This window comes from Bacillus sp. FJAT-45350, assembly GCF_002335805.1.
In the GTDB taxonomy this organism is placed as follows: Bacteria; Bacillota; Bacilli; order Bacillales; family NISU01; genus FJAT-45350.
Genome location: NZ_NISU01000001.1, coordinates 2,960,866 through 2,975,838, shown reverse-complemented (window position 1 = coordinate 2,975,838; position 14,973 = coordinate 2,960,866). Strand labels below are relative to the sequence as shown.

The following is a 14,973-nucleotide window of genomic DNA, read 5'->3' as shown; positions in this document are numbered from 1 at the left end:
ACAACTATAATTTGTTCGTAATTTAATTTGTGTTAATTTTATATATCCCATAAATAACTTCAAAAGGAGGAATGTGGATTAGCGGTGAACACTACTACATCCTTTTCAGTCACGATTTTTCAATATTACACACTCTACACATGTGGAGTGCTCGAACCACTGTAGTATTTACTTTAAATTGCTAACGGTTTCCCATAAAAAACGGTAAATCGCCGTTAAAGATATTACAGACAGGAATATCCAAAATGTTGATTTACCGCGATTCTTGCACCTCTCGTTAACGATATTACACTCTATTCATCTGGATAGTTTATTTCAATAGCAAAAACCATCTTCGTTTTTAAAGAGCCCACTGAAAAAGTCCAATCTAGACGATTCGAGAAGTGGTAATGGCTCCGCACGTTGCACGCTTGCTATGAGAAAACCACTCATAGCGCGCTTTTGAAAAGAGGCAGCGGCCTCGTTTTTAAAGGGAGTGGTTTTTTGTTGTTAGTATTTTCTTATCTTAGTTGACTGTAGGTTTTATTTAGTATGTTCGATGTGTTGGTTATTGTATTATGGATATTAGAACGACTGCCTCAATAAATATTTATAATATGAATTAAGGAGAATTACATGGTCTGGAGCAAATTGAAGCAAAATCTGGAGAGTTTCCTTTGTCCTGCGTTATATGGAAGGGTTGAATATCGTGCAACCAGCTACCGTTATTTACCTGATAAAGCAGGAATTTGTTATATTGCGGTTGATAAAAAGAATGTACTCAATATGAGTGATATAACTACCTTAATCAGATGGTATCAGACAGAGCTAGAAATTAAGAATGATTCAGGTATTCAACTCCCTATCAATAATGAGGAAATTGAAGTGGTGAGAAAAGGAACCAAGGGGATAGTACCAGAGGATCGTCTACTAGTTATTGCAAGGAGTAGAAAATTATCAGAATATGCAAAGGAGATTTTGTCAGCACAGTCATCATTAAGTAAATCAAACTTTACCGTTGTAGCTAATAAGTTCTTATCCACTCCTATAGAGGAAAGCATAAAGAGCAATGATATCCTATTAAATATACTAGCTTTGGTGGATAGACGGGTTGGAAAAAAACGAATTTTAAACATGAATGAGGAGATGAAGTTAAAGCATCCAGCTGTGCAGTATTTTTATGAACTACGACTTAGTACGTTATGATAATAAATAACTTAACACAAGAACATTACTTATTGTAAAAAAAAATATATCGCCGTGTAGAATTTAGTTATTCCATGGGCTGATTATCAGAAGAATGGAACCCTTCCCATCTCCTGAAAACCTTTCATTACTTATTGACTTCCCTCGTGTCCAACCCAAGAGAATTTACACATTTATTATTGTGCTTACTGAGCTAGCAATTAGAGTAATAAACTTGAGAAAACCAGTGTTTAACTCAGGATGAAGAACTCTAGAGCTTTTTATAAAAGTAAATGTAGAACTCAAGATGTAGTTTTAGTTAGGTTAACAAGATTACATCATTTAATACCTTTGTGACCTACAAGCATCACAGTAGGATTGTGTGAATAGATGCTAACATTTTGCTAACGCAATTCCATAAAAAACGGTAAATCCCCGTTAAAGATGTTACAACCAAAAACATTCAAAGCGTTGATTTACCACACCTTTTGCACCTCTCGTTAACGATATTACACACTCAAAGCTTACGGGCAGCTTACATTGAGGATTTTAACGGAGGCTTCTCAAAAGTTCACTGAACTTTTGAGAAGCTTCTTTTTTCATTTCTTGTGTTACATATAGATATACATTCTTCGTAATTTGATTATCTTATGAGTACCGACCCGTAAATGTATTAGAAGTAGAGGAAAATAGCATCCATCAAACATTCAACTATGAGATTTGTTTGATGGATGCTGATGACAATAATCCTACGCAACTCCCCAATAATCCAGAGTTTTAAGAGTTTTCAACCCTAACTAGTCGCCATTTATTGTTTTTTAACACCTTTTAATTTATCAAAAGAACTGAAACTTCTATCCTCCCTTAACTTTAAGGGATTAATGAATAAGAAATAAGGCTAGAAGTATTCATCTTGGCTCTACGGATTAACAAAAGGGATTGCACAATTTCTTAATGAAGTAACAAAGCAGGAATGGTAAACAAGAAAGAAAAAATACATTCTGAATTAACAATGAAAACTACTTTGTTGAATCTTTGACAACTTAGGTGAATAGCATATAGGCAGGAGGAGGGGGGACATGGATATGTTGTAAAGTCGGGGGGATAAACTGGCGGGTATTGCCGCGACCGTCTGTTAAGACTCTCACTTCAAAACATGAAGTAAAACAAAGATGTTTAGGTGGGATATAAAGGACGCTAACAGCCCGATTGGTTCAACTAACAATTAGTCAGGATGAATAACCCCCCACAAATTGAAGTTTCACATTTCTGGATACTTTAGGTGATAGGTTTCATCGAAAAAGCTGTCTCACTTTATATCAAATTTAGTATTGAGTAGATAAATTAATTTAATGGAGGGTTAAGTGATGCAACTTTTTTACAAAGTCCTTCCCAGTGATTCGCTGTATCTGATTGCGAAGCGATGGGAGCTTTCAGTTGAGTCTCTTATTGCCGCAAACAACCTTGGTCCCCCTTATATGATTTATGTAGGGCAACAGCTTTCTGTTCCTCCTGGTGTTGATGTTATACGTGTAAGACCTGGAGATACGGTTTTTAAAATTGCACAATATTTCGGAGTTCCTCTAGCTATTATTTTCGAAGCAAATAGGCTTCTTCCTCCTTATGTGATCCAAGTCGGGCAGCTGTTAAAAGTTCCGCCTGGTGTTCCTTACTATGTTGTTCAACCAGGTGACACGCTTTTTCAAATTGGAAGACGCTTTAACGTAATGACAGGGGGACACAGCAATTTTGAGCTAATTAGGCAGGTAAATAGGCTTCCTTCCTATGATTTATTTCCGGGGATGAGGCTTATCATTCCTTATGCTCCCACTGGGGATCAAGGATTGATTGCCTATACATCCAATCGTGGGGGAGATTATGATATATGGTTATATAATCCTAGTAATAGTGTGAATGTACAACTTACAACAGGCTTAGGGGAATCATTTTCGGTTCCTTATTGGTCACCTGACAGTAGCAGAATCGCTTTTGTTGGGAAAGATGGTATTCTCTATGTCGTTCAAGTAGCTGAAGGTGCAGTTTCCCGTATTGATCAGTTCGAAGATGGGTTAGGAGTTTATTTACATTGGTCACCTAATAGTAAAAAAATCGTGTATCCGAAGCAAGATGACATTATTTTGTACAATGTTATTACACATAAAGTTGAGAGAATAAACCAGCCGAGTGCAACCGATGTCCAATGGTGTCAGAGCGGTGTTGAATTGCTTTTTCAAGCTCTAGATGCATCAGGAATCAGTCAGCTTTTCCGGATTCGAACGGATGGAACAGGTAAGCGGCAAATTACCAAAAATATAGCGGGAGCACTTAATCATGTTCGACTTTCTCCAAATGGATCGTATGCATTGTATACAACTCCTGGTGTAAGTATCTCAATTATTTTTACTGTAGAAATTTCAACTGGTAACGTATTTGAAGTGAGCGGAGGACCGCTTGGAAAAAACTATTTTCCAGTATGGTCTCCTGATTCATCGACAATTGCTTATAGTGCGACTGCATATGAAGACATCGGATATTTTTCACTGATCAGAACAACGGGAAGGCATGGAGAAAACGATCGAACAAGGGCAATCTCGGATTGCTTTGCCACTCCTGTTACATGGTCACCAGATGGCAAAAAAATTGCCTATCTTTCGGGGTGTAACTACGAGGGAGCAGCAAGCGAAATGCGGGTAATGGATGTAAACCATCCTGTTCCGATTCGATTAATTGAAGGAGTATTGATTACGACTTTGCAATGGTCACCTATGGTAGTTTCTCCGTTGAAAATGACCTAAACCAATACGACCTATAATGTCAGGTTTCAATATCCTTCACATTGGCAAAGAGTAACTGAAGAAAGATACGAAGGTCCGGATGGTTTCTTTCAGATTGCAGCGATTTTTTCAGATGAAACAATTAATATTGTGTGCCAGAATGAAGCATTCCACCAACTCTTACCATACGGTACAGAACCACGCATCTTTAACACACAAATTGAAAAACAAGAAGCATGTTTGATTTTTCCTTTTGAAGACCAACCTCTTGAAATGCGTGGTCAAGCTGCTTTAATCGTTCAGTACCCTACAACTATTCAAATAGATGGAACAACTTACAATTACCTTATCTTATGGGCAGACCAGAACCATATATCTGAAATAAGCACGACTCTTACTTTTTTGTTGTAGGGGGTAAAATGCTTAGTTAACTTACGTAATTTAAAGTCGTGAGTAAATGTATTTGTCAAAAGGTAATCAACACAACGCTACACCATCTATCTGCAGTCACTAATCAAGCTAAGTGGAGTGTATGTGTTTATAGAGGTTTTCCATTACTATTGAGAATGTAACTGGTATTGATGAATCAACAATACTGGTAAAGTTTGCTGAATTAACTGAAGCAGTTGAAGTGGATGTTACAGTAACTGAGCATGGACCACAATTGCCACCACTACAAGTTGGAGTTGTTACACCAGCATTCTTCATGTATGAAGGAGTTATGTATGTAGCTTATGAGGTGCATTGGGAGTAATAATTTGAGGGTGCAAGAAGAACTTTTCTTCTTGCACCCTTTCTTTTTTAATTGAATCTAAAACACATGATGGAATTTTAGTAGGGGGGGCAATAATCCCTTTTTCTCTTAATCTTGGATTTTTTATGCTTTTAGGAGGCGCCGGAGCTTTAATTCTAGTAAAATTGGAAATGAATGATGATAGAAGTTGGCTAAAATCGTGTTATGATCAATGTAATATAGTCGTCGTAAAGTTTATTTTACTAGCATAGTGGTTAGGGGAATCCCTTGGAGATGGAGGTTTTAAGATGGAGGATATGAGTGCGAAAGTGCAAGGTGCGATAAATAATATTGAGAAAGTTGTTGTTGGTAAGCGCCAAGAGGTCGAGTTGAGCTTTGTTGCGATGCTTGCAGGTGGTCATATTTTATTAGAGGATGTACCAGGTGTCGGGAAAACAGTCATGGTCAAATCAATTGCAAAAACACTTGGAGCGGACTTTAAACGTATTCAGTTTACACCAGATTTACTACCGTCCGATGTAACGGGTGTATCGATATATAATCAGAAAACCGGGTTATTTGAGTTTAGGCCGGGTCCAATTATGGCGAATGTTGTTCTTGCGGATGAAATCAACCGAACATCACCAAAAACTCAGTCCGCTCTCCTGGAAGCGTTAGAGGAAGGGAATGTTACCGTAGACGGGGACACGAAAAAGCTGTCTAATCCCTTTTTTGTCATGGCAACTCAAAATCCGATTGAATATGCAGGAACATATCCACTTCCAGAAGCTCAGCTTGATCGATTTTTATTTAAATTAAAAATGGGTTATCCGACAGAGGAAGAAGAATTAGAAGTTTTAAACAGAATAGAAAATAGTCATCCAATAGATGAGCTTTCGTCAGTATTAACTCCTGAAGACTTATTAGAAATGAAAAGGCAAGTGAAGAGTGTTTATGTTGATGAGAAAGTAAAGTCTTACATTATTCAATTGGTCAGAGCAACTCGAGCAGAAGAGTATGTACGTTTAGGAGTGAGTCCTCGTGGTTCGATTGCGCTAATGAAGGCGGCTCAAGCGTATGCGTTTATTCAAGAAAGAGAATATGTGATACCGGATGATGTGAAGTATTTAGCGCCGTTTACATTAGCTCATCGTCTTGTATTAAAAACAGATATTAGCATGAGTCGGATGACAGCTGAGCAGATAATCATTGAATTACTTGAACGAGTAACAGTGCCAACAACAAGGAAAGAAGCTATGACAAGATGAAGAGGGTCCTTTCTCCTTTTCTTTCTTTATTTAAGTCCTTTCTTTTACTTTTAATTAATGGTGCATTATTTGCCTATGCAATGTTTCAGGGAGGATTTGTTAGTTGGTTTTTATTTTATAGTGTTCTTGTTGTATCTGCGTTAACGATTGTGGCAATTTTATTTTCCTTTCGAGGGATTGTTGTGGAAAGGACGTTCTCAAAGCAAGATCTCTATGCAGCTGATTCTACAGAGGTAACGATCACAATAAAGAAACGTTCAATACATCCGTTTTTTTATGTACGGATACGTGATACTGTGCCAAATTCGTTACTAGATTCAAATACGATAGGTTCAGGTGCGTTGTTCTTTTTGTCTTTCAAAAATGAGTTGTCCTTTCAATATCCAATAAGTAATTTACCTAGAGGGAAACATGAATTTAATGAAGTTGAATTAACGTTAGGAGATTTGTTCGGTTTCTTTCAAAAGAGCACGAGGTTAAAAGTTCATTCCTCTATTCTTGTTTACCCTCGTCTTCGAGATATTGGTGAATGGAAGGTCCGTACGAGACGTCAAGGAGGAGAAGGAACGAGTATCTCTCTTTCACAGTCTATGGATGAAGAGCTATCGATTGCTGGTGTTAGAAGATATGTTCCCGGTGACAGACTTTCTAGTATAGATTGGAAGCAGTCAGCAAGAAGTTCGTCACTAATGACAAAGGAATTTGAAACATTTCAAGAGACTCGTTTTTTCCTAGGACTCTATTCTTTTGTTAGGGTGCCGGATATAGATGCTTATGAACGGGCGGTTGAGCTTGCTGCTTCATTTGTAAATTATTTTTATACAAAGTCTGTTTCTTTAGGATTTGTTGATTATCGTTCAGCACCCTCTGTTATACCGTGTGAGAAGCAGCTTGATAACTATTATAGTATGTATCGAAAGCTAGCATTAGCAGAGATGGAAGATGAGTCTTACTTTGAGTTAGAGCGCTATCGAAATGCAGTACCACAAGGTGAGATGATTGTCCTGATTACAACAACATTGTCAGAAGAATTTGTAAGTCTAGTTCAATCACTTCGTATATCATCGGATGTGAGAGTTTGTTGGACGCAAGCTGAAAGTGAACTATCAACAGAAGAACGCGAAAGGCTCGACAGCCTAAGACGTAATAGAGTAAGAGTGTTTCAGTTTCCGAACGAAGAATTCAATCAATCAATGATATGAAATAGAAGGGAGGGATAACAAGTACAATGACTGCGAGGAATCTATTTCTTTACGGGTTAAGCTATTTATTGTTAATGGAGTGGCTTATGCCCTTACCTGAAGTGACAGATACAGGATATATACACGTATTTATGCTTTTTGCGTCTTTTTTCTTTTTAATCACATTTCTCCAGGTTCCTTGGTGGCTTTCGCTTATAGGTAAGGTCATTGTTACTTTATACGGCCTTCATATTCTCTTCTTTGAGCAAAGCTTTATGTCTAGAGAATGGTTTGGTTTCTTTATATCAGACCTGGTCTATAACATAGAAATGATGTCGATTGGGTATTGGATGGGCTTAACATTTATGTTCAGAAGCTTACTCTTTTTAATTCTTCTAGCTGTGATGAGTTATTTACTCTATTTCTGGACTGTACAGGCTAAGAGAATTCTATTTTTCTTATTGTTTACAATTATATATATTACGGTCATGGATACATTTACGGAATATGATGCGACGTTTGCGATTATTAGAACATTTGTCATAGGCTTTCTACTGTTGGGCTTGGTGACAATGTATCGAATGATTGATAAGGAAAAGTTAGCGACCTATTCAAGCTACCTACCAATACGATTTGCATCTCTGTTACTGCTAGTCATTTTAGTTGCAGGTTCAATTGGTTATCTTTCGCCTAAAATGGAGCCACAATGGGATGACCCTGTTCCGTTTGTCAAAGCGTCGTTAGGCATTCCTTCTGAAGGTAGCATTCCACTGACACGAACGCAACGAATTGGTTATGGTAACAATGATGAGCAGCTAGGTGGAGGTTTTATAAATGATGACACCCCTGTGTTTTATGCAGTAGCTGAAAAAGGGTATTATTGGCGTGGTGAATCCAAGAATCATTATACAGGCAAGGGTTGGGAAGTAACGACCCCAGAAGAGTATATGGAAAGAAGCTTCCATTATGAGGGGAATATTACGTTAGAGCGAGCAGTAGTATCTGTTGAAATGGCACAAGGGAGAGGATTTTCTCACGTATTTTATCCTGGTGAGCTCTTACACCTTAATTCCTATGGAGCTGAAGCACGTGTTGCAGTTGATTTTCATACTGGGAAAGGAAACACGTTCTATTCTGGTGGCTCAAGAATGTTAAGTAACTATGAATTAGAAATCGATTATCCAGAGTTCTCAATTACGATGCTAAGGGAGTTAGATGGAGTAGATCCATTCGAAATCCAAGAACACTACTTACAGCTTCCTGAGGAATTACCAGAAAGAGTTTTTGATCTAGCTGAAGAAATTGTTAGTTCAGAATCTAATCGGTATGACAAGGTAAAGGCGGTCGAGAGATATTTCTCTAGGTCTGGATACACATATGAAACAACAAATATTCCAGTACCAACTGGTGATGAAGACTATGTAGATCAATTTTTATTTGAAACTAGACGTGGTTATTGTGATAATTTCTCTACATCAATGGCAGTACTGCTTCGAACACAAGGGATTCCGACTCGGTGGGTAAAAGGATTTACTCAAGGTGACAGAATACAGCGATTAGATGATGGTTTAAATGTATATGAAGTAACAAATGAAAACGCCCATTCGTGGGTAGAGGTATATTTCCCTGAAGTTGGTTGGGTACCTTTTGAGCCTACGAGAGGGTTTACTCATAGCTTTGACTTTTCCGTTGACCTTCCTGAGTTTGATTCTGAAAGAGAAGAATTTGAAAGAGGAGAAAGAGAGCAGCCTGAAGCTGAAGAGGCGATGGCACAGTTTGAAGAGGATAGGAATGAAAATGAAGGTTTAGGAATAGCGCTCGTAAATTGGTTCTCTTCAGGTGCAAAGATTATGAGTGCCTTTGCAGTAATAGCTCTACTAAGTGTGCTTCTATGGCAGAGAAAACGATTGATTGTACGTTATATCCTTACACGGTTTGGACGCAGTAATGGGCAAGAAGCGTTCCAACATGCTTATGAAGGTCTCCTTTGGTTTCTTCGTCTTCGTGGTGTGAAGAAGGAAAAGCAAGAGACGTTACGAGAGTATGCACGACGAGTAGATGAGAAGTTTTCATCATCGGAAATGGTGAAGTTAACGGAGAGTTATGAAAAGGTATATTATGGTGGTGCATCCCCTGAGAAGGAGTGGACGGAAAACCGAAAATTGTGGAAAAATTTAATTATAAAAATCGGTTCTTGACCACTTTGTTAGTCATTGATACAATTAGTCCGTGTTATTGTCGAATTATGTCCGAATAATAGTTTCCTTCATATATTCTTAAGAATATGGCTTAAGAGTTTCTAGCGGGTGCCGTAAATATCCGACTATGAAGGCAGAGTGTTAGAAAGAGCTAGAATCTGCCTTTAATTTTATGGGGAATTCTAGCTCTTTATCTATAGATTGTGGATTTATTGGTAAATCTATGTGTATGTTAGTTTGTAGTATAAGATAATAAGCATGTTTAATAAGATTTTTTAAAACATAAAAATTTCATTTTAGAAAATCTTTAAAAATTTAATTTATAAAGGGTGGAAGAGAAATGATGGAAAGCATCAAGGAAAAAATTATAGTTTTAGATTTTGGAGGTCAGTACAACCAGCTAATCGCTCGTCGTATTCGTGACTTAGGTGTTTTTAGTGAACTTCATCCCCACACAATCACAGCAGAAGAAATCAAAAAGATGAATCCGAAGGGTATTATTTTCTCAGGTGGTCCTAATAGCGCATATGCTGAAGGAGCTCCAAAGTGTGATGAGAAAATCTTTGATTTAGGTGTACCTATCTTAGGTATCTGCTATGGAATGCAGTTAATGACTCAACATTTTGGTGGGAAAGTTGAAGCAGCTGAACATCGTGAGTACGGGAAAGCATTAATTACAGTTGAGAATCAATCAAAGCTGTATGATGGCTTACCGAAAGAGCAATTTGTTTGGATGAGTCATGGTGATTTAATCGTTGCTCCTCCAGAAGGATTTGTTGTTGATGCTTTTAATCCGTCATGTCCTGTTGCAGGTATGAGTAACGAATCTCGTAGCTTCTATGGTGTACAGTACCACCCAGAAGTTCGCCATTCAGAGCATGGAATTGAATTATTAAAGAACTTTGTTTATAAAGTGTGTGAGTGTGAAGGTAACTGGTCAATGGAAAATTTCATTGAAATTGAAATGGACAAGATCCGTAAGCAAGTTGGAGATAAAAAAGTATTATGTGCACTAAGTGGTGGAGTAGATTCATCAGTAGTTGCTGTTCTTATTCATCAAGCAATTGGTGACCAGCTAACGTGTATGTTCATCGATCATGGACTTCTTCGTAAAGGTGAAGCTGAAAGTGTAATGAAGACATTCAGCGAAGGCTTTAACATGAACGTAATTAAAATTGATGCTCAAGAGCGTTTCTTAAGTAAACTAAAAGGAGTTTCTGATCCTGAGGAAAAACGTAAAATTATCGGAAACGAATTTATCTATGTATTTGAAGAGGAAACAGCTTCTTTAACAGACATGGATTTCTTAGCTCAAGGAACACTGTATACGGATATTGTTGAGAGTGGTACAGCAACAGCGCAAACAATTAAATCTCATCATAACGTTGGTGGATTACCAGAAGATATGAAGTTTGAATTAATTGAGCCTTTAAATACATTATTTAAGGATGAGGTTCGTAAACTTGGTTCTGAATTAGGAATTGCAGATGAGATCGTTTGGCGTCAGCCGTTCCCAGGTCCTGGTTTAGGGATTCGTGTTTTAGGGGAAATCACAGATGAGAAGCTTGAAATTGTTCGTGAATCAGATGCAATTTTACGTGAAGAAATAAAAAATGCTGGACTAGAACGTGAAATATGGCAATACTTCACAGCTCTTCCTAATATGAGAAGTGTTGGTGTTATGGGTGACGCTAGAACGTATGATTACACAGTAGGTATCCGTGCAGTTACATCAATTGACGGTATGACTTCGGATTGGGCTCGAATTCCTTACGATGTACTAGAAAAAATCTCAGTACGTATTGTAAATGAAGTAAAGCATGTTAACAGAGTCGTGTATGATGTTACGTCTAAACCACCTGCAACAATCGAGTGGGAATAAAAAACGAATAATACAAAAAAAAATATAAAAATGTTCGTGTTTCAATTGACGACACTACACCTTTTTGCTATTATATAAATAAGAAGTGTTGGAAAACGATTTTCTCGTATAATCATGGGAATATGGCCCGTGAGTCTCTACCAAGCTACCGTAAATGGCTTAACTACGAAAAATTGGGATTACTTACGTATGGTGTTTTGCGATACTATACATAAACAATCCAGATTTTTTGTCGTAAAAAGCTCTAGGTAGGAGTGTCTACCTAGAGCTTTTTAGATCCTTTTAATCTGGCAAAATACTTTTATTTACTTAAGGGAGGAACAATTTTAAAATGGATCGTTATTTCGGTTTTAAGGAACATGGGACAGGCTATCGTCAGGAGACGGTTGCGGGTTTAACAACATTTTTGGCAATGGCGTATATTCTTTTTGTTAACCCATTGATTCTTGCAGATGCGGGGATGGATATTGGAGCAGTATTTACAGCTACTGCATTAGCAGCAGCGATTGGTACAATCATCATGGGCGTACTTGCTAAGTACCCTATTGCATTAGCTCCTGGAATGGGATTAAATGCATTCTTTGCTTATTCTGTAGTATTAGGAATGGGAATTGAATGGCAAGTTGCGTTACTAGGTGTATTTTTCTCAGGAATAATCTTTATTTTAATTACAGTTTTTAAAATTCGTGAAACTATTATAAATGCTATCCCTGCAGAGTTAAAGTATGCAGCTGCAGCGGGTATTGGGTTATTTATTGCTTTTATCGGTTTAAAAAATGCAGGAATTGTTGTACCTTATGAAGCAACAGCAGTTACACTTGGAAACATGACTGCTCCAACTACGGTTTTAGCGGTGTTTGGTTTAGTAGTTACAGTAATCTTTATGGTTCGTGGATATAAAGGCGGTATTTTCTACGGAATGATCATTACGTCAATTGCGGGTATTGTTTTCGGTATCATTCAACCACCTGAGGCAATTGTAGGTTCTGTTCCAAGTTTAGCTCCAACATTTGGTGCCTTATTTACAGATATTACGTTTGAACAAGTTTTTACTATTCAGTTATTAGTAGTTGTATTAACTTTCTTATTCGTAGATTTCTTTGATACAGCAGGTACGTTATATGCAGTAGCAAACCAAGCTGGGTTTGTAAAAGATAATAAGCTTCCTCGTGCAGGTAAAGCATTAATCGCTGATTCTTCAGCAACATCAATTGGTGCAATTCTAGGTACATCAACAACGACGGCTTATATTGAGTCATCATCTGGTGTAGCTGCTGGTGGACGTACAGGGTTTGCTTCTGTTGTAACAGGAATTCTGTTTTTAATTGCACTATTCTTCTCTCCATTATTAGGAGTAGTAACACAGGAAGTAACCGCAGCGGCATTAATTATTGTAGGGATCTTAATGACATCGTCTCTAGGATTAATCGATTGGAAAAGGTTTGAGATTGCAGTGCCAGCTTTCTTAACAATCATCACAATGCCCTTAACTTATAGTATTGCAACAGGTATAGCTCTTGGTTTTGTTTTCTATCCATTAACAATGGTAGTTAAAGGGAAGGGCAAAGATGTTCATCCAATTATGTATGGTTTATTCTTTGTATTCCTTTCGTACTTGATTTTCTTACATTAATTTATACAGAAAAAAGGTTATGGCTTTGTGCCATAACCTTTTTTCGTTCCTAGAAATATAATCTTTCTGTTACGATTAATGCTCCTATAAAAAGAATAGAGATAGTAGTTTTCCAAATGTCCACGCTACTAATGCTACTTGATTCTTTAAAGCGTAAGGTACCATTAAAGCCACGAGATGCCATCGCATTATAAATCTTTTCCGAGCGGTCGAGGGACTTAATTAATAAACAGCCTGTTAGTTGACCATATACCTTTAAATTTTTGATGCTAACGCCCCCTTTAAAAAAGCGAGTTTTGAGAGCGAGTTGCATTTTTTGAATATCGTCTAAAAATAAGTAAACATAGCGATATGATAATAGTAGAACAGTAATCATAATTGGTGGTACTTTTAAATCTGCGAGGCTTTTCATAAACTGATCAACTGATTGGGTTTCTAAAATCATTGTAATGATAGTCATGGAAGTTACAGCTTTTAAAATGATCAATAATGCAAAAGAAACACGATCTGGATCGAGTGGAAATCCGCCACCAAACACAAGAGGAATCGTCATTAGTAAGACAAATGGCGCAATTAATAAATATCTAGTTAATAACGTGATAATTTTAATGCCCATCATTATTGCAGAAAGTACAGTTGTAGTGTAAGCAATTAAAGCAAACGTTGTGGAAGTAAGGCTGATAACACCAAAGATAAAAAGGATGGCAGCTATTAACTTCGCTCTAGACTCCCATGCAAGTGCCCACTTGGAGATACCCTCGAATTCATATTGAATGTCCTCTTGATAATTTGGCATGACGTTCCTCCGTTTTTTTCTAGCGTTTTTTCCTTGCCGCTAAAAAGATAACCGATGCTCCCAATAGAAAGCCGATAATGAATGTTAAGATGCTTGTTGAAGTTTCTGTAGTCGTAGTCGTTTCTGAAGACGTGTCAGCTTTAGGTGTAATGGCTTCACTTACCTCTTCGTCAGTTGTTGTGTTAATAATGAGTGTGGATGTACGACTAATTTGTTGATAATCTTCCCCGTCTAGTTGACCTTCCTCGTCTGTTTGAACATTAGCCTTTACAAGCCAGTCGCCAACTGAGTCAAATGGTAGTTCAAATGTTCCATCCTCGTTTGTTTCAGTTTCTAATATTTCACCATTAGGACCATAGGCGCTAATTAGAGTAGTAGGAGAGGCAGCTCCTTCATATAATACAGTTCCGCTAAAAGTACCTGTAGAGAAAGTGGTTAAACCATTAGTTGGAATAACTTCTAATAGCATGTGAATTGGCTCAGAGTCGGGTTGACTACCTGTGCCTACTTGGTATACATTTTTTGCCATTTGTTTACTTAGAATTGTGACGTCTTCACTTGGGGAATAAAGACTAGGTTTTCGTTCAGCCCAGAAAATATATTCACCCTCTTCAACAGGTGTAAGATAGGCTCTTGCTTGAACTCCTATACTTTCTAAAGGTAATTGTTCTACTTCCCCGCTAGGATAACGTACGAATAATTCATAGTTTTCATGGTTTGCGTTATCTAAGAAGTCTCGTAAGTGCCCCCAAAGTACATCAACCTGTATTTCATCAGAGTTGTAATCTTCCTTAACCTCAATAAAAAGCTCATGTGCTGTTGCAGTAGGGATAAACACACCTAGCAATAGGAATGAAAATAGTAACGTAAGTATAAATTTTTTCATTAGAATAGCTCTCCTTTTTAATAAGATATATAAGTGTTACTTTCTGCGATAGAAAAAGAAACTAGCGATAAATACCAAAATAGAGATTCCAAGAAGGGCTCTAATTAAGAGGGGGATTTGGTCTAAGTTACTTTCTGTGTTTTGCTCTTGTTCGTTAGACCATGATGCTCGGTGTCCTATACCATCGTCGGCTGTAATTCTAGCTATATCTAATCTAGGTTCTAGTTCATAGTAACCATCTTCATTAACTGTTCCTTCAAAAAGTAAATTATGCTCCTCATCGTAACCAGAGACAACCGCTAGTTCTGCATTTGTACCATCATCGTACCGAACATGTATAGAATCTTCCTTGACTTCAACGAGCATCCGGTGGGCATGAGCAAGATCTACAATGAAGAAAGATAGTATTAAAGTACAGGTAAACAAACTAATAAGGAGTCTTTTTTTTAGTAACATTT

Annotated in this window: 12 protein-coding genes and 2 riboswitches; of the genes, 9 read left to right on the top strand and 3 right to left on the bottom strand. The window is 37.5% G+C overall.

Going from position 1 to position 14,973, the window contains the following annotated elements:
* Nucleotides 1-615 precede the first annotated feature (615 nt).
* The 9 genes from CD003_RS14945 to CD003_RS14910 all read left to right on the top strand — a co-directional run bounded on the left by CD003_RS14945 (nt 616) and on the right by CD003_RS14910 (nt 12,833).
* The gene (locus tag CD003_RS14945; protein WP_096201850.1) at nt 616-1,185 is read left to right on the top strand and encodes an SF0329 family protein; all 570 of its coding nucleotides are present in this window, start codon (nt 616-618) and stop codon (nt 1,183-1,185) included.
* 1,346 nt (nt 1,186-2,531) lie between these two features.
* The gene (locus CD003_RS14935; RefSeq protein WP_257008327.1) at nt 2,532-3,959 is read left to right on the top strand and encodes a LysM peptidoglycan-binding domain-containing protein; all 1,428 of its coding nucleotides are present in this window, start codon (nt 2,532-2,534) and stop codon (nt 3,957-3,959) included.
* 129 nt (nt 3,960-4,088) lie between these two features.
* Entirely contained in the window at nt 4,089-4,349 is a 261-nt protein-coding gene (locus CD003_RS22350) for a hypothetical protein (RefSeq protein ID WP_257008326.1), read from the top strand.
* Between the two features lie 220 nt (nt 4,350-4,569).
* Nucleotides 4,570-4,692, top strand: coding sequence for a hypothetical protein (locus CD003_RS22345; protein ID WP_257008325.1), 123 nt, complete (start codon nt 4,570-4,572; stop codon nt 4,690-4,692).
* A 287-nt stretch (nt 4,693-4,979) separates the two neighbouring features.
* Nucleotides 4,980-5,939 (top strand): AAA family ATPase, encoded by a 960-nt coding sequence (locus tag CD003_RS14930; protein ID WP_096201849.1) that lies wholly within the window; start codon nt 4,980-4,982, stop codon nt 5,937-5,939.
* Nucleotides 5,936-7,141, top strand: coding sequence for a DUF58 domain-containing protein (locus tag CD003_RS14925; RefSeq protein ID WP_096201848.1), 1,206 nt, complete (start codon nt 5,936-5,938; stop codon nt 7,139-7,141). Before CD003_RS14930 ends, CD003_RS14925 begins: the two co-directional genes overlap by 4 nt.
* A gap of 26 nt (nt 7,142-7,167) precedes the next feature.
* A complete protein-coding gene (locus CD003_RS14920) occupies nt 7,168-9,318 on the top strand; it encodes a transglutaminase TgpA family protein (protein ID WP_096201847.1) in 2,151 nt (716 codons plus the stop codon).
* Between the two features lie 48 nt (nt 9,319-9,366).
* A riboswitch (purine riboswitch) is annotated at nt 9,367-9,466 on the top strand.
* Nucleotides 9,467-9,661: 195 nt separating this feature from the next.
* Complete coding sequence (gene guaA / locus CD003_RS14915; protein WP_096202365.1) at nt 9,662-11,200, top strand: glutamine-hydrolyzing GMP synthase; 1,539 nt, start codon at nt 9,662-9,664, stop codon at nt 11,198-11,200.
* Nucleotides 11,201-11,284: 84 nt separating this feature from the next.
* A riboswitch (purine riboswitch) is annotated at nt 11,285-11,386 on the top strand.
* A 145-nt stretch (nt 11,387-11,531) separates the two neighbouring features.
* Nucleotides 11,532-12,833: an NCS2 family permease gene (locus CD003_RS14910; RefSeq protein ID WP_096201846.1), complete on the top strand. Its 1,302-nt coding sequence runs from the start codon at nt 11,532-11,534 to the stop codon at nt 12,831-12,833.
* A gap of 49 nt (nt 12,834-12,882) precedes the next feature.
* On the opposite strand, the gene cbiQ is transcribed toward CD003_RS14910, so the two are convergent.
* From cbiQ to CD003_RS14895, 3 genes are read right to left on the bottom strand one after another with little or no spacing between them, the layout of a single operon-like run.
* Nucleotides 12,883-13,629: a cobalt ECF transporter T component CbiQ gene (gene cbiQ / locus CD003_RS14905; RefSeq protein WP_096201845.1), complete on the bottom strand. Its 747-nt coding sequence runs from the start codon at nt 13,627-13,629 to the stop codon at nt 12,883-12,885.
* Between the two features lie 19 nt (nt 13,630-13,648).
* On the bottom strand, nt 13,649-14,515 hold the full coding sequence (locus CD003_RS14900; protein ID WP_096201844.1) for a DUF4198 domain-containing protein: 867 nt from the start codon (nt 14,513-14,515) through the stop codon (nt 13,649-13,651).
* A 36-nt stretch (nt 14,516-14,551) separates the two neighbouring features.
* On the bottom strand, nt 14,552-14,971 hold the full coding sequence (locus CD003_RS14895) for a hypothetical protein (RefSeq protein WP_096201843.1): 420 nt from the start codon (nt 14,969-14,971) through the stop codon (nt 14,552-14,554).
* Between the last annotated feature and the right edge of the window lie 2 nt (nt 14,972-14,973).